Origin of the sequence: Mesorhizobium sp. M0998 (assembly GCF_040318885.1) — a bacterium.
GTDB lineage: Bacteria > Pseudomonadota > Alphaproteobacteria > Rhizobiales > Rhizobiaceae > Mesorhizobium.
Genome location: NZ_JAMYND010000003.1, coordinates 48,022 through 69,636 on the forward strand (window position 1 = coordinate 48,022; position 21,615 = coordinate 69,636).

18 protein-coding genes and 1 riboswitch are annotated in these 21,615 nt (G+C 62.2%); of the genes, 11 read left to right on the forward strand and 7 right to left on the reverse strand.

Annotation, left to right across the window (positions count from 1 at the left end; translation table 11 throughout):
- Positions 1-29: 29 nt before the first annotated feature.
- Positions 30-680 (forward strand): hypothetical protein, encoded by a 651-nt coding sequence (locus tag NKH59_RS03655; RefSeq protein ID WP_352502906.1) that lies wholly within the window; start codon positions 30-32, stop codon positions 678-680.
- A gap of 729 nt (positions 681-1,409) precedes the next feature.
- Here the strand turns inward: NKH59_RS03655 and NKH59_RS03660 are convergent.
- From NKH59_RS03660 to NKH59_RS03690, 7 genes are all read right to left on the reverse strand, one after another.
- Positions 1,410-2,399, reverse strand: a complete 990-nt coding sequence (locus NKH59_RS03660) for a substrate-binding domain-containing protein (RefSeq protein WP_353020972.1) — start codon at positions 2,397-2,399, stop codon at positions 1,410-1,412.
- 73 nt (positions 2,400-2,472) lie between these two features.
- On the reverse strand, positions 2,473-3,528 hold the full coding sequence (locus NKH59_RS03665; protein WP_353020975.1) for an ABC transporter permease: 1,056 nt from the start codon (positions 3,526-3,528) through the stop codon (positions 2,473-2,475).
- Positions 3,528-5,045, reverse strand: coding sequence for a sugar ABC transporter ATP-binding protein (locus tag NKH59_RS03670; protein ID WP_352502908.1), 1,518 nt, complete (start codon positions 5,043-5,045; stop codon positions 3,528-3,530). Before NKH59_RS03670 ends, NKH59_RS03665 begins: the two co-directional genes overlap by 1 nt.
- On the reverse strand, positions 5,042-6,040 hold the full coding sequence (locus NKH59_RS03675) for a LacI family DNA-binding transcriptional regulator (protein WP_352540063.1): 999 nt from the start codon (positions 6,038-6,040) through the stop codon (positions 5,042-5,044). Before NKH59_RS03675 ends, NKH59_RS03670 begins: the two co-directional genes overlap by 4 nt.
- Positions 6,041-6,337: 297 nt before the next feature.
- Positions 6,338-6,772: a CopG family transcriptional regulator gene (locus NKH59_RS03680; protein WP_352502910.1), complete on the reverse strand. Its 435-nt coding sequence runs from the start codon at positions 6,770-6,772 to the stop codon at positions 6,338-6,340.
- 4 nt (positions 6,773-6,776) lie between these two features.
- The gene (locus NKH59_RS03685) at positions 6,777-8,774 is read right to left on the reverse strand and encodes a conjugal transfer protein TraG (RefSeq protein ID WP_353020978.1); all 1,998 of its coding nucleotides are present in this window, start codon (positions 8,772-8,774) and stop codon (positions 6,777-6,779) included.
- A gap of 525 nt (positions 8,775-9,299) precedes the next feature.
- Positions 9,300-9,755 (reverse strand): YybH family protein, encoded by a 456-nt coding sequence (locus NKH59_RS03690; protein ID WP_353020980.1) that lies wholly within the window; start codon positions 9,753-9,755, stop codon positions 9,300-9,302.
- Between the two features lie 1,134 nt (positions 9,756-10,889).
- Between NKH59_RS03690 and NKH59_RS03695 the strand changes: the two genes are divergently transcribed.
- The 10 genes from NKH59_RS03695 (at position 10,890) to NKH59_RS03740 (ending at position 21,597) form a co-directional block, all read left to right on the forward strand.
- Positions 10,890-12,434: a Fic family protein gene (locus NKH59_RS03695; RefSeq protein WP_353020983.1), complete on the forward strand. Its 1,545-nt coding sequence runs from the start codon at positions 10,890-10,892 to the stop codon at positions 12,432-12,434.
- A gap of 181 nt (positions 12,435-12,615) precedes the next feature.
- Positions 12,616-12,732: riboswitch (TPP riboswitch) on the forward strand.
- 104 nt (positions 12,733-12,836) lie between these two features.
- Positions 12,837-14,672, forward strand: a complete 1,836-nt coding sequence (gene thiC / locus NKH59_RS03700; RefSeq protein ID WP_353020986.1) for a phosphomethylpyrimidine synthase ThiC — start codon at positions 12,837-12,839, stop codon at positions 14,670-14,672.
- Positions 14,669-15,670 (forward strand): glycine oxidase ThiO, encoded by a 1,002-nt coding sequence (gene thiO / locus NKH59_RS03705; RefSeq protein ID WP_352849830.1) that lies wholly within the window; start codon positions 14,669-14,671, stop codon positions 15,668-15,670. The genes thiC and thiO overlap by 4 nt, the downstream gene beginning before the upstream one ends.
- The gene (thiS, locus tag NKH59_RS03710; RefSeq protein ID WP_023679205.1) at positions 15,639-15,836 is read left to right on the forward strand and encodes a sulfur carrier protein ThiS; all 198 of its coding nucleotides are present in this window, start codon (positions 15,639-15,641) and stop codon (positions 15,834-15,836) included. Before thiO ends, thiS begins: the two co-directional genes overlap by 32 nt.
- 1 nt (position 15,837) lies before the next feature.
- Positions 15,838-16,611, forward strand: a complete 774-nt coding sequence (locus NKH59_RS03715; protein ID WP_352502588.1) for a thiazole synthase — start codon at positions 15,838-15,840, stop codon at positions 16,609-16,611.
- Entirely contained in the window at positions 16,608-17,213 is a 606-nt protein-coding gene (locus tag NKH59_RS03720) for a thiamine phosphate synthase (RefSeq protein WP_353020989.1), read from the forward strand. Before NKH59_RS03715 ends, NKH59_RS03720 begins: the two co-directional genes overlap by 4 nt.
- Positions 17,204-17,977, forward strand: a complete 774-nt coding sequence (locus tag NKH59_RS03725; protein ID WP_352502600.1) for a hydroxymethylpyrimidine/phosphomethylpyrimidine kinase — start codon at positions 17,204-17,206, stop codon at positions 17,975-17,977. The genes NKH59_RS03720 and NKH59_RS03725 overlap by 10 nt, the downstream gene beginning before the upstream one ends.
- 849 nt (positions 17,978-18,826) lie before the next feature.
- Positions 18,827-19,552 (forward strand): GntR family transcriptional regulator, encoded by a 726-nt coding sequence (locus NKH59_RS03730; RefSeq protein WP_023679209.1) that lies wholly within the window; start codon positions 18,827-18,829, stop codon positions 19,550-19,552.
- Positions 19,553-19,579: 27 nt separating this feature from the next.
- Complete coding sequence (locus NKH59_RS03735; RefSeq protein WP_352502587.1) at positions 19,580-20,614, forward strand: ADP-ribosylglycohydrolase family protein; 1,035 nt, start codon at positions 19,580-19,582, stop codon at positions 20,612-20,614.
- Positions 20,611-21,597, forward strand: coding sequence for a PfkB family carbohydrate kinase (locus NKH59_RS03740; protein ID WP_352502586.1), 987 nt, complete (start codon positions 20,611-20,613; stop codon positions 21,595-21,597). Before NKH59_RS03735 ends, NKH59_RS03740 begins: the two co-directional genes overlap by 4 nt.
- Positions 21,598-21,615: the final 18 nt, after the last annotated feature.

Here is a 21,615-nt window from a genome sequence, read left to right on the forward strand (position 1 = left end):
GCGGCAACGCAGAAGGACGGAGGCATGACATGCGTAACTTCCCTCTCTCTACGGCAGCGCTGGCCGGGCTGGCGATGCTCATCACTGCGGCGGCCCTCGCTCAATCCATGAACCCGCAGATGAAGGAGCCGCAAGCGATGCCACTCGATTTCCTGACCTGGATCGATCGTGACGCAGACTGGCTGCAGAAGCAAATTGCCGCACTTGGCGGGTCGGGAAAGCTCACCATCGATGGCGGCATTCTGGAGACGACCGACCTTGATACGTTGAAGGCAGCCAATCGCATTCGTGCCTTTGCCTACCTCGCGACCAAGGGGCTGAGGCCTCCCTATTTCGATCTGACGATCGCTGCGGGTGACGCGACGAAGCGGTGCGTCACGCAATTCCCCCGCAGCATTGCTCCAGGCATCGGTCCCATGGATTTTGCAAGGAAGAGTTTCCCGGCGGACGCTGCCGACCAAACCGAACTGAAATCCTGCACGGTCGCAGGTCAGGGTAAAGACTATGCCGGGCTTGACCGGGCGACCTTTCGAGATCGCTACTTCGATGCATCAGGCACATTGAAGCCGGAATTTCGCAACCTCGGCGACGATCCCGCTTTCAGAGCCAAGGCGATCGACGAGGGCTTCTTCCTGGCGACGGAGGATTATAGCGGCCTGTTGCAGCTGGACCTGCGGTAGGCTAGCCGCGAGGTAGCAAGCAACACCTGGCGCCGACGAAACGCTAGACTTGTATTGTCCACGTGCTTTGTGGGGCCGACCAGCGCCAGCACCAGGCGGGCCGGTCCTTGTCGCCTTCTCCGCGCCTTCCCGGTGTGCCAATGCCAGAGATAGGAATATCGGAAGACCTGTGCGACTTTGGTTTTGGCTCAGAGAGCTCGTCGTGAGATGGTCGAGACTGGGCTCCATGCGGAGGCTTCGACCGCAGCGATATCGTCCTTGTTGAGCTCCGCTATCAGCTCGACCCGCCTGTCGCGCTCAACAGCCGGACAAAACCCCCGTAGGCCAGCAGCACGGCGCGTGCCGCCGTTTTGGTGATGACGACCGGATTGCGGACGGAGGTATCTTCATAAGCGCCGAAGTTTTTCTCGAGAGGGCGGCGGCGGTGACGGTGGCGGTCATCGGCGTCACGGGTTTAACCCGGAATAGAGGCGCTTTTCGCGCTTTGCGCGAGTGCCTGGCGCCAACCAAATGGAAACGAGCCCGTGACAAGGCTGCTTGCAAGATCCAGCTGAAATCGCGGCGAGACGGGCTGAAGCCGTCTACGCGCTCAACTGCTTGCCGTCCTTCGACCGCCGGGATTTTTCTAGCCGGAGTTTTGAGTGACGACGACCACGCCGGCTCGCTCCCAAAAACAACAAGGCCCACTCCCGGGGCCTTGCCGTATCAACTCTGCTGTCGGCCCTGCCCTCAGTTTCCCATCATCTGCTTGGCATTTTCCGGCGTGATCGCGGTCGTGTCCACCGTCACCGTCGGCTCCACCGACGAAGCACACTCAAGCAGGATCTTCTTCGACATCTCGATCGCTTCCTTGGCGCCGGTCGGGTAGGTGAAGGTTGCCGCCCAGTCGCCCTTGGCCACGGCCTCGATGCCGCCGGCCGGACCCGGCAGGCCATCGGTGCCGATGATCTTGACCTGCTTGCCAGCGCCCTTGGCTGCGAGCAGCGCACCCGCCGCCATCATGTCGTTCGAGGCATAGAGCACCTTGATGTCCGGGTGCGCTTGCAGCATGGCGGAAAAGGCGGTCTGAGCTTTGTCGGGCACCCAGTCGGCGGCCTGTTCGGCCACCACTTGGATTTTGGCATTCTCCTTCACACCGTCCTTGAAGCCGTTGAGCCGCTCCACCGCTGGCGTCGAACTCGGCAGGCCTTCAAGCACCGCCGCCTCGCCGCCTTCCGGGAGCAGGGTCTTTGCGGTGTATTTGCCCGCTTCGAGCGCGATCTTGTAATTGTCGCCGCCGATGAAGGCGGTGTAGTCCTTGCCGGGGTCGCCTACCGTTTTGCGGTCTAGTTCGATGACGGGAATGCCGGCATCCATCGCGCGCTTCACCGCCGGGGTCATGGGTGCTGCCTCGAAGGGCGAGATCAACAGCAGATCAACTTTCTGGGTTATGAAGTTGTCCACCTGCGAGGTCTGCGTGTTGACGTTGCCGGCGCCGTCGGCGATCTGCAGCGTGAACTGCGGCACATCCTTGACCGCCGCGGTCAGCTCGTCATTGACATGCTGGCGGTAGGGCTCGGCATTGTTCGCCTGCGAAAAGCCGATGATGAACTGGCCGTCCTTGGCGCAGGCCTTGACCATCGGGTCGGCCGCTTGGGCAGCACCCGCCATGCACAGGCAAGAGCCTGCCAGAAAGGCGACCTGCAGGGCGCGCCTCGATCCTTTTTCCATCGTTGTCATGCTTGCTCTCCTCCTCGTCGGGCCTATGGCCAGACCTTGGTTTCATGGTCTTCCAAATGCTGCCGCCGGCCTCCTATCGTCCCAAACCCTCGCGGCGGCGAACGAGGGATTGAAGCACTGCCGCCAGAACGATGATCGCGGCGGTCGCGAGCAGCTGCATGGCGGGGGTAATGTTGTTGAGCTGAAGGATGTTGGCGAGCGCGCCGAGCATGATGGTGCCGGCAACGGTGCCGATCATCGAGCCGGCGCCGCCGAACAGGCTGGTGCCGCCGATGACCACGGCCGCGATGGCCGTGAGCTCATAGCCCATACCGTCATTGGCGCTGCCGAAGTTGAACTGACCCGCATGCACGATGCCGGCAAGGGCGGCGGCAAATCCGGTAATGGCGTAGACCGAGATCTTGACCATAGAGACCGGAACGCCCGAAATGCGCGCCGCTCGCTCGTTGCCGCCGACGGCAAAGACATACCGGCCGAAGCGCGTGGTATTCAGTACCAGGGTAGCAATCGCGGCGAAGACGATGAAGACGATGGTCGCCACCGGCACTGTGTTGTTGAACAGGCGCTCGCCCAGTACCGCGAAGACAGGTGGCGCCAGGCCGGGCCCCTCGCCATAGGAAATATTAATGTACTGGTTGCCGGAAACGACCAGCGCGAGACCTCGCGCCGCCTGCAGGCCGGCGAGCGTGACGATGAACGGCTCAAGCCGAAAGCGGCTGGAAATGGTGCCCTGGATCACGCCGAAGACGGTGCCCATTACCAGCACCGCGAGAATGGTCGGGATAAGCCCGAAGCCGCCGGAGATCATCATCGTCGCAGTGACGACGCTGGAGAGACCAAGCACTGCCCCCACCGAAAGGTCGATGCCGGCGGTGATAATGACGAAGGTCATGCCGACGGCGATAATGCCGGTCTCCGACACGGCGCGCACGATGTTGGCCATATTGTCGGGCGCAAGGAACAGTATCTCGCCATGGCGCCTGGGCGAGAAGATGACGCCGCCGATCGCCACCAGCACCAGGCCGATCAAGCTCTGGAAGCGCACGATCAGCGCGAGTGGATCGCGATGCTTTGCGGCCGGTGCGGCTAGCACCGGACCGCTCGCAACCGAAATCTTCTGTTCGGACATCACGCCTCCCTGCCATTTGCCGCTGCCATCACGGTGTGCTCGTCAACGCCACCGGTGAATTCCGCTACATTGCGCCCCTGGCGCAGCACCACGATGCGGTCGCACAGGCCAATCAGCTCCGGCATTTCGCTGGAGGCAACTAGGATGCCCAGGCCTTGTGCAGCCAACTGCCGCAGCCGCTGATAGATCTCGCCCTTGGCGCCGACATCGACGCCGCGCGTCGGCTCGTCGAGCAGCAAGAGCCGGGGATTGCCAAGTATCTCCTTGGCCAGCACCACCTTCTGCTGGTTGCCGCCGGACAGCGCGCCGACCGCGATGTCGGGATTCTTCGGCCGAATGTCGAACTGGCCGAACGATTGTTTCACCGCCTCGGCCTGGCGGCCCGGTGACATCAGTCCGCCCGGCGATATTCGCCGGATCACCGACATGACGAGGTTGAGGCCAACCGCCATCCTCAGCATTAGGCCACTGCCACGGCGGTCGTCGGTGACGAAGGCGATGCCGGCAAGGCGCGCGGCTCTGATCGAATCAAGCTTGATCGGACGGCCGGAAATGACCACGCCGCCCTCCCATTGGCCGGAAAGGCCGGTGCCGTAAAGCGCGCTCAGGAGCTCGGTGCGCCCTGCCCCCATGATGCCGGCCAGCCCGACGATCTCGCCTTCATGCACCTCGAGTGAAAGCCCTGTCGGGGCCTGCCAGCCGGCGCTTTCGCGCGCTAGCCGGAAGCTGGCATTGCGCAGGCTGAGCAGAGCCCGGCCGACGGCCGTCGTGCGCTGGGGATAGAGTTCGTCCAGTGGGCGCCCGACGAGCAGCCGCACCAGTTCGGCCTGCGGTGTGTGCGGATCGGTGATGCCAGCTACACGTCCGTCCCGCATCACCGTCACCCGGTCCGCGATCTGCGGCACTTCCTCCAGACGGTGGGAGATATAGACGATGCCGACGCCACTGGCGGCGAGCTTGCGCATGATGTCGAACAGCCTCTCGACCTCGCCCACCGTTAGGGCCGCCGTCGGCTCGTCCATGATCAGGACCCGCGTCGCATAGGACAACGCTTTGACGATCGCAACGACCTGGCGTTGCCCTATCGAGAGGTCGCCGACTAGCCCGGCGGGATCGATAGCCAGTTCGATAGCTTCCAGACGCTTGCGAGCTTCGCGGCGCATCCCCGCCACATCGAGCAGTCCGCCCGAGCGCATCAATTCGCGGCCAAGGAAGAGGTTTGACGCCACATCGAGCGTTGGAACGAGATCAAGCTCCTGAAAAATGGTCGCAATTCCGGCCGTCTGCGCCTCGCGCGGGTTGTTGAACCGCACCGGCTTGCCGTCAATCTGGATTGTACCTTCGTCGGGTGCGTAAACTCCCGACAGCAGATTCATCAATGTCGATTTGCCGGCGCCGTTCTCGCCCAGCAGGGCGTGGATCTCGCCTGGCTTGAGATCAAAATCGACACCGCGTAGTGCCTGAACGCCGCCGAAGCGTTTCACGGCCCCTGTCACCGATAGAAGCGGCGCGCTCATGCCGGCCTCCCGCAGGATTGACGGGCATGCAGCGTCGCCTGAAGCCGCACCGAGCGGGGCTCTGTATCCGTTGATGCAATTCGGGCGCTAAGCAGCGATGCGGCCTGCCGCCCGATTTCGGCGCAAGGCTGCGCAATAAGGGTCAGTTGCGGCTCAAAACAATCGGCCCATTCGAAGTCGTCAAAGCCGACAAGTGAAAGATCCCGAGGTATTTCGAGACCTTTTTCGCGAACCGCTCGGACCGCTCCGATCGTCGCCATATTGTTGCCGGTGACCAAGGCCGTAGGCGGCGAAGGCAACGACAACATCGCGCGGGTCGATGCCGTAGCGCTCGCCGTGTCGACGTTCCCTGGCTGCAGATATTCCGACACGTAGGCAAGTCCGTTAGCCATCAAAGCTGACTTGAACGCATCGATACGTTCGCGCGTCGTAGCAAGGCCCGGCTGCCCTGCAATGAACCCAATCCGCTGATGGCCGAAGGATGCGACGTGATCGATAAGAGCGCGCATCGCAGATTGGTTCTCAACGCCGATCTGGTCAAATCGTTCGTCGGCAAACCGGTCGATCAGAACGCAGGGAACCATTTTCTCGGCAAGGTAATTGGTGGCTCGCTCTGGGGCACCCGAGGGCGCCAAAATAACGCCGTCAACACGTCGTTGATGGAAGGCGCGAACGACCGCAAGCTCCCGATCAGGATCGTCCTGCGTGTCGGAAAGGAAAACCATGAGGCCAAGACGCGCGCATTCCGCTTCCACGGCACAGATGATGTCAGTGAAATACGGGTTCGAGATCGCCGAAATCGCCAAGCCGACGCTGTTGGTTGAAGCGACCTTGAGGGAACGCGCCAGCCCATTGGGCTGATATCCAAGCAAAGCAATCGCTTCGTTAATGGCTCTCGATTTCGCAGGCGAGACAAAGCGCGTGCGGTTGATCACATGTGACACCGTTGAGACCGACACCCCGGCACGACGGGCTACCTCAACCATCGTTGCCATTGCGGCTCAAACGGAGTGCTACTCGCAAGCGCTCCTCCCTGATGTTGCGCTTTAAACCCGCTCTGTCCTGGCGGATACAATAACCATAGTGCCATCGAAACGTTTGCGCAATCGATTCGATAGTCGTTTTGATCTGATTAGACTAATGTTGTCTGGAATGGAGCAAAGCAGACATACGACGTCCGCTCGCTTACCACCCGAACTTTGTGGGCACGTTTAGGAACGGTGCGCGAGCAGATACCAACCCGTCGGAAAGATCACGGTCCCGAGAGACGCTTCAATCTGGCGTCACGCGCCTTATCGGCTCGCTGGCGGCACTGGCGGGACATCGTCGGCTATCTCCTGCCTGAGCCTTGGTCCTTTGCTGAGCCGGCGACCGAGCGCATCGACGAAATTGTCGTAGCGCTGCAAGCCCTTGGCGCGCGCCTCCGCTTGCGCCGATTCCGGCAAGGCTGGAGTCGAGTTGAGCCAAAACCGGACGAACAATGCTAGCGTCTCAATAGCAATTCCGACGTCCCGCTCGACCCGCTGCACGCGTCGATCGATCTGGTCGAGGCGGCGAGTGATCGCCGCTTGCTTTCGTTCTTCGGCATCAGGCGACAGGAACGACGCGAGCGCAGCCTCGGCGACCAGTGACAGCGAGACCTCGCGCCGCCCAGCGTAATCCGCCAGTGCCCTCATTATGTCAGGGTCGAGATAGGCAGACAGACGTCTTTTCTTGGCGTTCTTCATGCGCTCAAAGCTCAATGCCATCATTGGGGTCAAGGGCGGCCTGACGAGCTGCGCGTCTCATGGCTTGATCGACACTGCGGCGACGAACGGCGTCATCATCGGGCTCGTCCCTGTCGAGGTCGAACTCATCGTCGCAGCGTGCCGTTCGTTCCGGCGCGATGTCTTCGTGTTCGGGAAGCTCGGGCTGGCGGCGAATGCCGCCATTGGCCGGATCCTCGTCCTGCTGATCCCTGGCAAGCCTCAGCTTGCGAGATTTGCCTTCCGGCCCAGCAAGAAGTGTCGTGTCGGTCCAGTCGTCAGGGCGAGCGTTCTGCGTTGTCCCTCCGGTCCTTGGTGGCGGCAAGACACGCTCGGCAAGACGCGGGTCGGCAAAGTAGCGTGCCTTCTTCGCACGGATTGGGAACTGGCCCGAGATCATGATGATCGCCTCGGTCGGCGGCAGTTGCATGATCTCGCCCGGCGTCATCAGTGCACGCGCCGTTTCCTGCCGCGACACCATCAGATGCCCGAGCCAGGGCGACAATCTGTGCCCCGCATAGTTCTTCATGGCGCGCAACTCGGTCGCGGTCCCCAGAGAGTCTGAGACGCGCTTGGCCGTCCTTTCGTCATTGGTGGCGAAGCTCACCCGCACATGACAATTGTCGAGGATGGAATTGTTCGGTCCGTAGGCCTTCTCGATCTGATTGAGCGATTGTGCAATCAGGAACGACTTGATGCCATACCCGGCCATGAAGGCCAGCGCGCTTTCGAAGAAATCGAGCCTGCCGAGCGCGGGAAACTCGTCCAGCAGCATCAAAAGACGCTGCCGGTGATCCTTCGCGTGAAGATCTTCGGCGAGCCTGCGGCCGATCTGGTTAAGCACGAGTCGCATCAGCGGCTTTGTGCGACTGATGTCCGATGGCGGTACGACCAGATAAAGCGTCGTCGGCCGTGCCTCCTCGACAAGGTCTGCGATCCGCCAGTCACAGCATGACGTCACCTTGGCCACAACTGGATCGCGGTAGAGGCCCAGAAAACTCATGGCTGTCGAGAGCACGCCGGAACGCTCGTTCTCGGACTTGTTAAGCAGTTCCCGAGCAGCCGACGCCACGACGGGATGCGGGCCTGCATCACCCAAATGCCGCGTCAGCATCATGGCGCGCAGCGTTGCCTCGATTGGCCGCTCTGGATCGGAAAGGAAGTTCGCCACGCCTGCGAGGGTCTTGTCTTTCTCCGCATAGAGCACGTGCAGTATTGCGCCGACCAGCAACGCATGGCTGGTCTTCTCCCAGTGGTTGCGGCGTTCCAATGTGCCTTCTGGGTCGACCAGGACATCCGCCACGTTCTGCACATCTCGAACTTCCCACTCGCCCCGTCGCACCTCCAGCAGAGGATTGTAGGCTGCTGATCCAGCATTGGTCGGGTCGAACAGAAGCACGTGGCCGAAACGGGCCCGCCATCCGGCCGTCAGTTCCCAGTTTTCGCCCTTGATGTCGTGGACGATTGCCGAACCCGGCCAGGTCAGTAGTGACGGCACGACCAGGCCGACGCCTTTGCCGCTTCGGGTCGGTGCGAAACATAGCACGTGTTCCGGACCGTCGTGGCGCAGATAGTGTCGGCCCAACATACCCAGGATCACCCCATCCTGACCGATCATCCCAGCGGCCTTGATTTCGTCTCGCGTCGCCCAGCGCGCCGAGCCGTAAGTCGTGGTGTCCTTTGCCTCGCGCCCCCGCCACAGCGACATCCCGATCGCTGCGACGATAGCCATGGGGCTTCCGCTCGCCGCAATCGCCGCGCCCTCCAGGAAGACCTTCGGCGCGTAGGCGTCGTAGAAAAACCACCACCAGAAAAAGGCTGGCGGCGGATAAACGGGCTGTCCAGCCAATTCGAACCACGGCGGACCGAGTTGGCTTTGAAAGCCGAGCCGCCCTGCCGTCCACTGTGTTGCTCCCCATGTCGTCGCGACGACGATCAGAAAGGCGGTGAGTATCTGGCCCCATAAAACCTTGCTTGCCGGCATCGATCGTTTCCCAAATGGATGATCGGAACAACCGAAAAGCTCGAATTCCTAAATCCGCAAGAAGAAAGGGGCGGTCGAAGCAGCATGGCGTACCCGGACGTGGAAAGACTTGCCCGATGCGGGCTCGAATGTTGAACGAGCATCGGGGGGCTGCTTTCTTCTGGAGCCGTTGAGCCGCTACTTTGCCCAATGATAATTAGTTGTCTCGGCTCAGATGGCATTTGACGAGATGGACGGGTTCTTGGAGAACCGCGGATTGCCCACGACCAAATGAACAAGAGCCCTCAGCGGCGCGCCGAGCCGGAGAACGCTCTAGTCCCGGCAAGTGGTGGTCAGCCGGAATTTCCGTTCTGCTGAGCTCGAATCTTACCGCCTCCCTGATCGGTAGCGCGATAGATCCAGAGCCGACTCGATGAGCAGACCCATCAAGTCCGTTCAATTTTGTTAATCAATTCAGTCACATAAACTATTGCCATGGACTTTCGTTGGAACTGTTGCGCGCGCCGGCCTCACGGGTCGCGGAATCTATTGGGCCGCACCAAAGTTCCAGATGTCCCGATGCAGGCGCCACGTCCCGTCGTCCTCTTTTTTCCAAACGACAATGTACTTGCCCGCAACGGTGGAAGGGGCACCGCCTTTGCTCGGCACACCGAGCGTAAATGCGCCAACTTCGTAGGCGAGATTCCCGCTCTCTTCCACTTCCAGCGCCTTCAGGGTGAGATTCTTCATCCCGGCCTTGATTGCGCCCTGCCAGAATTCTTCCACGCCCTTGCGGTCATCGACGCGTTTGCCGTCGGGTGGCAGCAGGGCGGCATCGTCGGTATACATTTGACCTACCGCTGCTGCGTTTCCGCTGTTGAAGGCGTCCATGAATTTTACCAACGCCGCTTCGATGTCCTCACGAGCCGAGTGGGCGGCCGCAGACAATGCAGACGAAAGAAGCAGCACAGCAGCAAATGCAAATGACTGAACCAGTCTCATTTCGTCCTCCCTTGCGTGCCCGACATGCCCACCCGATGAATAGCGCCGACCCAAGGGCGCCGCGGCGCGTTCGATGGCCAGGCGCCTATTTTATTAGACTTATCTGATATGACGGCGCAAGCGCAACTGCGACCCTCGGAATGACCAGCGTAGCAGCTGCCGGAGAACTTCAAAGCGGCGGCTACCGCCTCACTGCCCTCCTCGTCTCGACGAAAGAGTTCGTTCGAATGATGCTTTTCCGTGGCTTTGCTCGCAAGTTTTCGTCAGCCAGCACAGGGCCTCCTCTTACGGTCGCTGGTCGTCAAGGCCCAGCGGCCACTAGCTGACAGTCCCCCCCGTAGCCAAGCCGCTGGGCCCCTCGACGTGGGGAACGAGCATTGGAGACGATGTCGCGCTTTCCGTTACAGCCCGAAGGCGGGTGACAGATGACCGCGTCAGCCTCTCCACTCCGAGCTACGATTTCACGCATTCGATCAGGCACAGCTCTCTCGGGCACCAAGCATGAGTCAGCTCCCGAATGAGCAGGTGCCGCCCAGTTCAGCTTCGGCCCTTGCGCGCGCAAAGTATTGGGCGAGATCGATCGGCAGTCCGATCGGCAAATTGGGGCAGCGATGGCGAGAATGAATGCCAGGAACTTCCCTTCGGTGCCGCTTCGTCGATCTGTTTGCCGAGAAGACGCGCGCTGCGTGCCGCCCCCCATACCGCAGAGAACTCACTTCAGGTCACACACACACACGACGCCACCGAGATCCTGCATCACTTTTCTACTCCGACGCCGCCACGTCACCAAGATCAGTCGCGAGCGTGATCGCGGCTATCAAATCGGGATCGCGCACCGGAGCGCTCTATGAGTGAGCCCCGAACGGCGCGCTCGAGCAATCCGGCTCGACGTAAGGCGGGCCATCCGTGCCGGCCTCGTGACTAAGACGGGCGAATGGCGGTTCCTGGACTCACCTTTTTGGTCTGAAGTCGCTTCCTTGAGCCGGTGGCGGAGTTCTTGCTTGATCGACCTCAGCACTGTTTTAGAATCGGTTTTCGGAAAATTTGTCTTGTGGCATCATTTTTCATGGGATAGGATCATTTTTCATAGGTTTTGCCGACTAAACCAAAATTCAATGGAAGGATTCGCGTTTCATGCCTGCGGTGCAACAGCACCAATTTTCAGGTCCTGTTACCGTTTTTCAGGAAATCCGCCTTCCTGAAACGGCGACCCCGGCCGGGTACAGCGCCCTGATCGGAGCCTACAGGCTCGCCGCGCCCTTGCCCCGTAGGTTGTTCGCCACTGGCGAGCATCATCGCATTACCGAACGGGATGGCTGGCGGATCATGACCCCCCGCCATGCCCCAAATCCTACCCTCGAAGGCCACCTGACCTTTGCGCTCAAGTACGAGGGACTGGACCTTGCCGTCCTCAAGCGGCTGTTCCAAGTGACCGGTCCCGCGCCGATCGAGGCGCTGGTCCGTGAAAGCCCGACCGGCAGTTATGCCCGCCGCATCTGGTTTTTATATGAATGGCTGAGGGACGCGCGTATCGATCTGCCGGACGCGGAGGCCGGACGATACATTCCGGTTGTCGATCCCGAGCTGCAGTGGCCCGGACCCGACAAGACCGCTTCGCGCTATCGCGTAAGGGACAATCTCCCCGGCACGCGTGAGTTCTGCCCTCTGGTGTTCCGCACCAAGATTCTCGAAAAATTCATCGGCCTTGAACTACCGCGGCGCGCGGAGGCAATCGTAGCGGACGTGCCGCGCGACCTCCTTGCTCGGACCGCCGCCTTTCTTTTGCTCAAAGACTCGCGATCAAGCTACGCGATCGAGGGCGAGCACCCGCCGCAAGATCGCATCCAGCGCTGGGGCCGCGCCATCGGCGAAGCCGGCCGCTGGCCGATCGATCGCGATGAGCTGCTGCGTCTGCAAAGAATTGTACTTGGTGACGCTCGTTTCGTAAACCTTGGCTTCCGAAAAGAAGGAGGTTTCGTCGGTGAGCATGATCGAGACAACGGTACGCCCTTGCCCGATCACATCAGCGCTCGGCCCGAGGACCTGCCGCGGCTAATCGATGGAATGGCGGCGTTCGATCAGGGCCCCGCGCAAAAGCTTGATGCAGTCGTAGCCGCCGCAATCCTCGCCTTCGGCTTTGTCTATATTCACCCGTTCGAGGACGGAAACGGCCGCATTCACCGCTACCTAATCCACCACGTCCTTGCCATGCGCGGCTTCAATCCGCCGGGAGTGGTCTTTCCCGTCTCGGCCGCGATCCTGGACCAGATCAACGAGTACAGGGGCGTGCTCGAGAGCTATTCGCAGCGCCTTCTGCCGTTGGTGGAATGGGAACCGACGCCGCAATTCAACGTCCGGGTGCTGAATGACACCGGTGATTTCTACCGGTTCTTCGATGCAACCCCGCACGCCGAATTCCTCTATGCTTGCGTTCAGCGGACGATCGAACGGGACCTTCCCGAGGAAACCGCATTTCTGCAGCGCTACGATCAGTTCCGGCAGCAGGTGGACGCCTTTATCGACATGCCCGAGCGGTTGACCGATCTGCTCTTCCGTTTTCTTCACCAGAATGATGGCCATCTATCGAACCGCGCGCGCGAGAAGGAATTCGCCGCGCTGACCAGTGACGAGGCAGGAAGAATCGAGGCGATCTACGCGCAAACCTTTGGTGCCCATTGAAGGTGTGATCATCAGGATCGATTTTAGTCCGACGGTTTGCGATTCCCTTGTCCCTGCCTTCATCTCCGATGCTTGACTTGTCGCCGAGACATGCACGATTTTTTCCGCACGGTCTGACCGGCCGCCGATCAGCCGCGGCCAGAACGCGCTTGACAAACCGGAGCGGTCCCGTCCAACCTCACGCATTCACCAGGGGAGTCCCGGCAAGGGGCTGAGATACTGCTGGCTTTCGCGGCGCAGTGACCCGTTGAACCTGATCCAGTTCATACTGGCGTAGGGACGGTGCAAGCGCTTTGCGGGAGTTTACGCCCGAGGTCCTGTTTCGGCAGGTCGCTAGAAGCGTCTTTTCATCCTTCCGGCACAGAACTGGGTCTCCAATGCAACGAGCAAAGGAGCCTCAAGATGAATGCCCTCACCCCCGCCGTGTCGACGGGACCGCTGCCTGCCTCACGCAAAATCCACAAATCCGGTACCATCCACCCGCAGCTCAGGGTGCCGATGCGCGAAATCTCCGTCCATCCGACGGCAGGCGAGCCGCCGGTGACCGCTTACGATCCGTCCGGCCCCTATACCGACCCGACTGTCGAAACCAGCATCGAAAACGGCCTTGCACGGCTTCGCCATGAATGGGTCACCGCGCGCGGCGATGTCGAAGCCTATGACGGCCGCCACGTCCGGCCAGAAGACAATGGGTTTGCGGCAGGCGAGCGCCTAACACCGGAATTTCCAGTCCGCAACCGGCCACTCCGGGCCCAGACCGGCAAGGCGGTGACACAGCTTGCCTATGCGCGCGCTGGCATCATCACGCCCGAAATGGAGTTCGTCGCCATCCGCGAGAACCTTGGTCGCGAGATCCTGCACGGCAAGCTTGAGCGCGACGGCGAGGCCTTCGGCGCGGCGATCCCCGACTTCGTCACGCCTGAATTCGTGCGCCACGAGGTGGCGCGCGGACGCGCGATCATTCCCGCCAACATCAATCATCCCGAGAGCGAACCGATGATCATCGGCCGCAATTTCCTGGTCAAGATCAACGCCAATATCGGTAACTCCGCCGTCACATCGTCGATGGCTGAAGAGGTCGAAAAGATGGTGTGGGCGATCCGCTGGGGCGCCGACACGGTGATGGATCTGTCGACCGGCCGCAACATCCACAACATCCGCGAATGGATCGTGCGCAACTCGCCGGTGCCGATCGGCACGGTGCCGCTCTACCAGGCGCTCGAAAAGGTTGGTGGCATCGCCGAGGACCTGACCTGGGAGGTCTACCGCGACACGTTGATCGAGCAGGCCGAGCAAGGCGTTGACTATTTCACCATCCACGCCGGCGTGCGGCTGCATTACATCCCGCTGACCGTTGACCGGGTCACGGGTATCGTCTCGCGCGGTGGCTCGATCATGGCAAAATGGTGCCTGCACCATCACCGGGAAAGCTTCCTCTACGAGCACTTTGCGGAGATCTGCGACATCTGCCGCGCTTATGACGTCTCCTTCTCGCTCGGCGACGGCCTTCGTCCCGGCTCGATCGCCGATGCCAACGACGCGGCGCAATTCGCCGAGCTGGAAACGCTCGGCGAGCTGACGCAGATCGCCTGGGCGAAAGATTGCCAGGTGATGATCGAGGGGCCCGGCCACGTGCCGATGCACAAGATCAAGGCGAACATGGACAAGCAGCTCGCCGTCTGTGGCGAGGCGCCGTTCTATACGCTTGGACCGCTGACGACCGACATCGCGCCGGGCTACGACCACATCACTTCCGGCATCGGCGCGGCGATGATCGGCTGGTTCGGAACGGCCATGCTCTGCTACGTCACGCCCAAGGAGCATCTCGGCCTTCCCGACCGCGATGACGTCAAGACCGGCGTGATCACCTACAAGATCGCAGCGCACGCGGCCGACCTGGCGAAGGGCCACCCGGCGGCGAAAGTCAGGGATGACGCCCTTTCCCGCGCGCGCTTCGAGTTCCGCTGGGAGGACCAGTTCAACCTGTCGCTCGACCCCGAAACCGCACGGTCCTTCCACGACCAGACCTTGCCCAAGGAGGCGCACAAGCTGGCGCATTTCTGCTCGATGTGCGGACCGAAATTCTGCTCGATGCGTATCTCTCACGACATCCGCGCCGAGGCACAGAAAGAGGGCATGGCGGCGATGGCGGCGAAATACCGCGAGGGCGGCGATCTCTACGTGCCAGCGGACGAGATCGGCGCACCGCTCACGCCTCAGCCAGGTAAGCCATCATGAAGGTGCTGATAAAGGGGGCCGGCGTCGCCGGCCTCACCGCCGCCTTCGAACTCGCCGCCCGCGGCGCGACGGTCACGGTCGCCGAGATCCGGCATGGCCTTGGAGGCAATGCGTCGTGGTTCGCCGGCGGCATGCTGGCGCCATGGTGCGAGCGTGAAAGCGCCGAGCAGCCGGTGCTGGACCTTGGACGTGACGCTGCCGACTGGTGGGATGCGGTGCTGCCGGGTCAGGTGACACGGGGCGGAACACTTGTCGTGGCCGCCCCGCGTGATGCCGGCGAGCTCGACCGCTTCGCCAGCCGCACGTCGGGCCATCGGCGTGTCGATGAAGACGAAATTGCGCTCCTGGAACCCGACCTCGCCGGCCGCTTCCGGCGCGGACTGCTCTTCCCAGATGAGGCTCATCTCGACCCGCGCCAGGCGATGGCAGCACTTCATGACAAGCTCGCAGCCATGGGTGTCAAATTCCACTTCGGCACCGACGCCCGGCATGTTTCCGGTTTCGATCGTCAGATCGACTGCCCGGGGATGGCCGCCGTCGATGACAGGCTTCGCGGCGTTCGCGGCGAAATGCTGATCCTAAACACGCCAGACTTCTCGCTGTCGCGCCCGGTCCGGTTGCTGCATCCGCGCTTTCCGCTCTATGCGGTACCGCGTGCCGACGCCCAGTTCATGATCGGTGCGACGATGATTGAAAGCCGGTCCGCCAGACCGGTCACGGCGCGTTCGATGATGGAGCTTCTGGGTGCTGCGTATGCCCTCCATCCGGCCTTTGGCGGGGCCGGGATCGTTGAAGCCGGCGTCGGCGTCCGTCCAGCCTTTCCCGACAATCTGCCGCGCGTCGAAATGAGCGGAGACACCGTCGCGATCAACGGGCTCTATCGCCATGGCTTTCTTCTCGCCCCCGCCATGGCGCGCCTGGCGGGCGAAATTGTCTTCAATCACGACAAACCCGTGGAGCTTGCTCATGAAACTGATGGTCAACGGCAAAGTGCATGAGGTTGCCGCCACCACGCTGGCCGAGCTGCTTGCCGCGCTTGACTATGAGGGCGATTGGCTCGCGACCGCCGTCAACAACGACCTCGTGCACAAAGCCAGCCGGGCGGAATTCCAATTGAACGACGGCGACCGGATCGAAATCCTCTCGCCGATGCAGGGAGGCTAGCATGTTCGATCTTCTCGGGACGACGCTTCCCTCCCGCCTGCTTCTCGGCACCGCTCAATATCCTTCGCCGGCCATCCTTGCCGATGCAGTCAGGGCATCGGGCACCTCGGTGGTGACCGTCTCGTTGCGCCGTGAGATGGGAGGCGGCAGGGCTGGCGAAAAATTCTGGTCGTTGATCCGGTCGCTTGGTGTCAGAATCCTGCCCAACACTGCTGGCTGCCACTCCGTCAAGGAAGCGGTCACGACCGCACAAATGGCGCGCGAAGTCTTCGGCACGCCCTGGATCAAGCTCGAAGTGATCGGCAATCACGACACGCTGCAGCCGGACGTGTTCGGTCTGCTCGAAGCCGCCCGCATCCTGTGCGAGGACGGTTTTGCGGTGTTCCCGTATACTACCGACGACCTTGTCGTCGCCGAGCGGCTGCTTGCGGCGGGCTGCAAGGTCTTGATGCCCTGGTGCGCACCGATCGGTTCCGCCCTCGGGCCGGTCAACATCACGGCGCTGCGCTCGATGCGCGGACATTTCCCTGATGTCCCGCTGATCGTGGATGCTGGTCTCGGACGGCCATCGCACGCGGCAACAGTCATGGAGTTCGGCTTTGATGCCGTGCTCCTGAACACAGCGGTCGCCAAGGCGGCCGATCCGGTCGGCATGGCGCGTGCGTTCGGCAAGGCGGTCGACGCCGGTCGAGAAGCTTTCAGCTCGGGGATGCTCGAACCCCGCGACGTCGCGGTGCCATCGACACCAACATTCGGCAGGGCGGTTTTCTCATGAAGCTCGATCCCTTCTACCTGATCGTCGACAGCGCCGCCTGGATCGAACGGCTGGTGCCACTTGGCGTCAAGCTGGTTCAGTTGCGCATCAAGGATAGGGACGAGGCCACGCTGCGGACGGAAATCCGCCGCGCGAACGGCGTCTGCGCGGTCCATGGTTGCCAACTGATCGTCAACGACTATTGGCGGCTCGCCATTGAGGAAGGCTGCGACTTCGTCCATCTCGGCCAAGAGGATTTGGCTGCGGCTGACCTGCTGGCGATTAAGTACGCCGGATTGAAGCTCGGGCTCAGCACGCACGATCATCTCGAACTGGAAACGGCCATCGCTGCCGAGCCCGACTATATCGCACTCGGCCCCATCTATCCCACCATCCTGAAGCAGATGAAATGGGCGCCGCAAGGGCTCGAGCGGATCAGCGAGTGGAACCATCGGGTGGCGCCGATCCCATTGGTCTCCATCGGCGGCCTCAACCCCGACCGGCTCGACGGTGTCTTCGAGGCTGGTGCGGACAGCGCGGCGGTGGTCACCGACATCACGTTGAATGCCGATCCCGAAGCGCGCACGCGAGAATGGATCGAAAAGACAAAGCCATGGCGCTGAGGCGAGAACCGCGTGTGCTCGTGGTTGGCGGATCAGACTCCAGCGGTGGGGCTGGAATTGCACGTGATATCGAGACGATCTCTTCCATTGGTATGCGCACCTGCCTGGCTGTCACAGCGCTGACGGTGCAGACGCACGAAGCCGTAATGGAAATCCATCCTTCGAAGCCCGATCTTGTGGCCGATCAGATGTGCGCCGCGCTGCAGGCCAACAAGGTGGCGGCAATTAAGATCGGCATGCTCGCAACGGCCGAGATCGTCGTTGCCATTGCCGGCGTGCTGCGCGAAAATCCGCAGGTGCCGGCAGTGCTCGATCCGGTGCTGGCCTCGAGCTCCGGCCGGGGGCTTCTGGAAGCAGGTGCCATCGCTGCCATGAGGCGCGACCTGATGCCGCTTTGCTGCCTTGTGACCCCCAATCTCCTCGAGCTGGCGCTCCTTGTTGGTGCGGAACCGCCAGCCGACGAGAGCGACGCGGTGAGACTGGGACGGAAATTGCTGGCAGCCGGCGTGCCGGGCCTGCTGATCAAAGGGGGCCACGCATCAGGACCTCGATCAACCGATATTCTGTTGCGTTCCGATCAAGAACCAATTCGCTTCGACGCACCTCGTCTTGTCGCATCAATCCGCGGGACGGGTTGCATGCTGGCTAGCGCGATTGCGGCGCATCTGGCGAAGGCGAAGCCGCTCGAAGACAGTGTGCGCGAAGGCAAGCGGCTTGTCTTGGCCATGTTTAAGAAGAATGCAGCAGACCGACGAAACTTGTAAAATTTTCCAACTCTCGAAAGACACGCCTGCCTCTCGCGGGTCCGGGCTGGTAATTTCGCCTCGTAATTCACCTCACTCGAGAGGAGTAGTTTGACGGCCTCGCCAGGCGGCGACCGCGAGATCAACGATGGCGAGGCGGCCGTCGTGCGCCGTATCTAGTGCGTTGGCATCCTTTCCCCACATCCGACTGCGATCCTGGAATTCACCTTGGTCGCGAGCTCCTGCTAAACGACGCCCCTCGACGGGAGCGGTCGATCCCGCGTCTCGGCTGCGGCGGCGCTAGGCTGACGCTCCCTAGGCCGTCCTGTTGAATCGGACTCGGGATCACGAACTGCCTCCGACAATGAATGAACATTGTCCGTCTTACGGCCATTTCATCGTCACCGCCGATGTGCTCAAGCGATGCAGGCCATCCCTGTCATTCAAGGGATTATCGGCTTCGAAAAACAGTGAAGCTTCATCCGTCCTTGCATCCGCTTCGCTCAGGCTCAGCAGACGTCAGCAGGTTCTTCACCAGGTTAAGAGCGAGGGCGTGTGGCTCAAGCCGGCTTGGCACGAGGGCCGGGAGGTGATCGCGGTGTTCGAGACCGAGCCGACGCGAAACCCAACCACTTTATGTGGCTCGAGTGGTGTGAAGGTCGGATCAGCTTCATTCGCGACTACCGCAATGCCCGCTATGTTGCCGATGATGCGGAGCTGGCGCTGGACGCCACGTCCCACGGCGACGGAACCGGCAACTATGCTCGTCGCGACGCCTAATCAAGCCCGATGGCAGCTCCATCCGGCACTCGTTGACAAGCCTGCCGTGATATGAACAGGATTATACAGGCTCACTGAACAGGTACCCATATGAAGCGGCGCTCGGTTCAACTGTCTCCCGGCACGGGCAAGCCCGAACAGATCGCCACCGTTCTCGAACATGAAATCCGCTCCGGTGTTCTCGGCTTCGGCGACCGGCTGCAAAGCGAGAACAAGCTCGTCCAGCGTTTCTCCGTCAGCCGCAACACCGTCCGCAAAGGCCTCGAGGAACTGTCCAACCGCGGGCTGATCACGACCAAAGTCGGCATCGGCTCTTTCGTCACCTTCGATGGCAAGCCCGTTGATGACTCCATCGGTTGGTCGCGGGCGCTCGCCAACGCCGGCGCCAACGCCGAGACGCGGACGCTGCGGCTCGAGGTGATCGAGGACCCCGGTCTTGCCGCACTGCTTGGTATAGAAAACCCGTTTTTCATCGCTGTCGACCGGGTGCGCACCAATGCCAGCGACGGCCACGCCATCTCCATCGAGCGCAGCCGCCTGCCATTGTCGCCGGAACTGGAGGACGTGCCGTTGCGCGGCCTGCGCGAAGGCTCGCTGCACCAGACGCTGCGCGGCGCGGGCCTCATTCCCGACCATGGCGAGGAATGGGTCGGCATCGAAATGCTCAACGCCGAGGACTCTGCAATCCTCGGTTGCCCGCAAGGCACGCCGTTCCTTCGCGGTCGCCGGTTGACCCGCGCCGCCGATGACCGGCCGATCGAATATGTGACCAGCCTGCTCAACCCGGCGCATTTTGCGCTGCATATGAGGTTCTGAGTGATGCCGGACGACAACACCGGGAATATGACTGATCGGGCCATGGGGGCGCTTGTCGGCGGGGCACTGGGGGATGCGCTGGGCATGCCGACGCAGCTTTTGTCGCCGGCCCGGATTGCCGAACTCTACGCCCATGTAGAGGGCTTCATTGCTCCTTTCGCCGACCATCCGGTGTCGAAGGGGCTTCCCGCTGGAACGATCACCGACGACACCGAACAGGCGCTTCTGCTTGGCCGTATCCTGGTTGAATCCGGTAACCGCTTCGATCATGCGCGGTGGGTCAACGCGCTGCTCGACTGGGAGCGCGACGTCAAAGCGCGCGGCAGCTACGATCTGCTGGGACCATCGACCAAACGCGCCATCGACGCCATCAACAATGGCGTGCCGGCCGAGGAAGCGGGGCGCAGCGGCGACACAAATGGTGCGGCCATGCGCATTGCGCCGGTCGGCATCATGATGCCGCCAGAGCCGCTGGACGCGCTGGTCGCCAAAGTTGCCGAGACCTGCCGGGCCACGCACAACACCTCGGTTGCCATTGCGGCCGCAGCCGCCGTTGCGGCGGCCGTCAGCCGCGGCGTCGCAGGCGGCGACTGGCGCGCCGCTTCCGACAGCGCCATCGCCGCGGCGAGGTGCGGAGCAACGCTCGGCCATTGGGTGACCGGCGGTGACATTGCTGCGCGCATTGGGTGGGCGCAGGAGCTTGTGCGCGGCAAGGCGACGAAGGACGCGATCCGGCTGATCACCGATCTGGTCGGCACCGGCGTCGCCAGTCAGGAGTCCGTTCCGGCTGCATTCGCCGTGCTGGAAGTCGCCGGCGGTGATCCCTGGCAAGCGGCGGTCATCAGCGCCAATCTCGGCGGCGACACCGATACGATCGGCGCCATCGCGACCGGCATGGCCGGCGCCTGCACCGGCTTTTCCCGACTGCCTCAGAACCGCATTGCAGACCTCAAGGGCATCGACATTGCGGCGGTTGGCGCGCTCACCGCCGACCTTGTTGCGGCCCGTATATCCAAGCGCCGTGCCGACAGGACGGGTCCCGGCAAGGATGCGGCGGCATGAGTGGGCGTCTCGTCCATGTCGGCAGCGCGGTGGTCGACTATGTCTACCGCATCGACGCCTTGCCGGCGCCGGGTACGGAGAAGACGGCGTCGAGCTACACGCAAGTCGCCGGCGGCGGCTTCAACATGATGGTCGCGGCCAGCCGCACCGGCATGAAGGTGGTGTTCGGCGGCCAGCTCGGCAGCGGACCCAATGGCGACTTCCTGCGCACGGCCTTAGCCAATGAGGGGATCGAGACGCTGACGACGCCATCGCCCGTCATGGACAGCGGCAATTGCGTCGCCATGATCAGCAGCGATGCCGAGCGCACCTTCGTCTCGTGGCCTGGTGCGGAGAGCTTGCTCAGCCTTGACATGATGGCGCCCGTCTCGGTCGCCCCGGGGGATTGGGTGTTCACCTCCGGCTATACGCTTAGCTATCCGGGAAGCCGAGACGCGCTTGTCGACTGGATCGAGGCACTTCCGGCCGACACACCGCTTGTCCTCGACCCGACACCTGTCGTCGTCGACATTCCCCGCCCTATCCTGCCTCGGATACTCGCCCGCACCACCTGGTTGAGCTGCAACAGGATGGAAGCGGCCGCGATTGCCGGTCCGGGCGACGTCGAGGCACTCGCGTCACGGCTTCTTAGCGACCACTCCCCGAAGGCCGTCGGCGTCGTTATTCGCGCCGGAGCGAAAGGCTGCCACATACGGCTGGCCGATGGCTCGGCGCAAACGAGTGCCGGCTTCGAGGTCGACGCCATCGACACCAATGGCGCCGGCGACACCCATATCGGCGCTTTCGTCAGTGCGCTGGCGCGCGGCGCGCCGCCTTTTGAAGCAGCGCGCTACGCCAATGCGGCGGCGGCCATTTCCGTCACCCGCCACGGTGGTTCATCAGCGCCGACCGACCACGAAATCCAGACATTCCTAAGCCATGCCGGCGGTCCGCCGATCGGCCTCCATGGCCGGAAGCAAGAGGCCAAACGCCCGACAGCCTGACAAAGCCCGGGAAGCGGG

Bases quoted from the DNA above. Each gene is read 5' to 3' on its own strand.
- NKH59_RS03655 (WP_352502906.1), top strand. From the start codon at position 30: ATGCGTAACTTCCCTCTCTCTACGGCAGCGCTGGCCGGGCTGGCGATG.
- NKH59_RS03660 (WP_353020972.1), bottom strand. From the start codon at position 2,399: ATGACAACGATGGAAAAAGGATCGAGGCGCGCCCTGCAGGTCGCCTTT.
- NKH59_RS03665 (WP_353020975.1), bottom strand. From the start codon at position 3,528: ATGTCCGAACAGAAGATTTCGGTTGCGAGCGGTCCGGTGCTAGCCGCA.
- NKH59_RS03670 (WP_352502908.1), bottom strand. From the start codon at position 5,045: ATGAGCGCGCCGCTTCTATCGGTGACAGGGGCCGTGAAACGCTTCGGC.
- NKH59_RS03675 (WP_352540063.1), bottom strand. From the start codon at position 6,040: ATGGCAACGATGGTTGAGGTAGCCCGTCGTGCCGGGGTGTCGGTCTCA.
- NKH59_RS03680 (WP_352502910.1), bottom strand. From the start codon at position 6,772: ATGAAGAACGCCAAGAAAAGACGTCTGTCTGCCTATCTCGACCCTGAC.
- NKH59_RS03685 (WP_353020978.1), bottom strand. From the start codon at position 8,774: ATGCCGGCAAGCAAGGTTTTATGGGGCCAGATACTCACCGCCTTTCTG.
- NKH59_RS03690 (WP_353020980.1), bottom strand. From the start codon at position 9,755: ATGAGACTGGTTCAGTCATTTGCATTTGCTGCTGTGCTGCTTCTTTCG.
- NKH59_RS03695 (WP_353020983.1), top strand. From the start codon at position 10,890: ATGCCTGCGGTGCAACAGCACCAATTTTCAGGTCCTGTTACCGTTTTT.
- thiC (WP_353020986.1), top strand. From the start codon at position 12,837: ATGAATGCCCTCACCCCCGCCGTGTCGACGGGACCGCTGCCTGCCTCA.
- thiO (WP_352849830.1), top strand. From the start codon at position 14,669: ATGAAGGTGCTGATAAAGGGGGCCGGCGTCGCCGGCCTCACCGCCGCC.
- thiS (WP_023679205.1), top strand. From the start codon at position 15,639: ATGAAACTGATGGTCAACGGCAAAGTGCATGAGGTTGCCGCCACCACG.
- NKH59_RS03715 (WP_352502588.1), top strand. From the start codon at position 15,838: ATGTTCGATCTTCTCGGGACGACGCTTCCCTCCCGCCTGCTTCTCGGC.
- NKH59_RS03720 (WP_353020989.1), top strand. From the start codon at position 16,608: ATGAAGCTCGATCCCTTCTACCTGATCGTCGACAGCGCCGCCTGGATC.
- NKH59_RS03725 (WP_352502600.1), top strand. From the start codon at position 17,204: ATGGCGCTGAGGCGAGAACCGCGTGTGCTCGTGGTTGGCGGATCAGAC.
- NKH59_RS03730 (WP_023679209.1), top strand. From the start codon at position 18,827: ATGAAGCGGCGCTCGGTTCAACTGTCTCCCGGCACGGGCAAGCCCGAA.
- NKH59_RS03735 (WP_352502587.1), top strand. From the start codon at position 19,580: ATGACTGATCGGGCCATGGGGGCGCTTGTCGGCGGGGCACTGGGGGAT.
- NKH59_RS03740 (WP_352502586.1), top strand. From the start codon at position 20,611: ATGAGTGGGCGTCTCGTCCATGTCGGCAGCGCGGTGGTCGACTATGTC.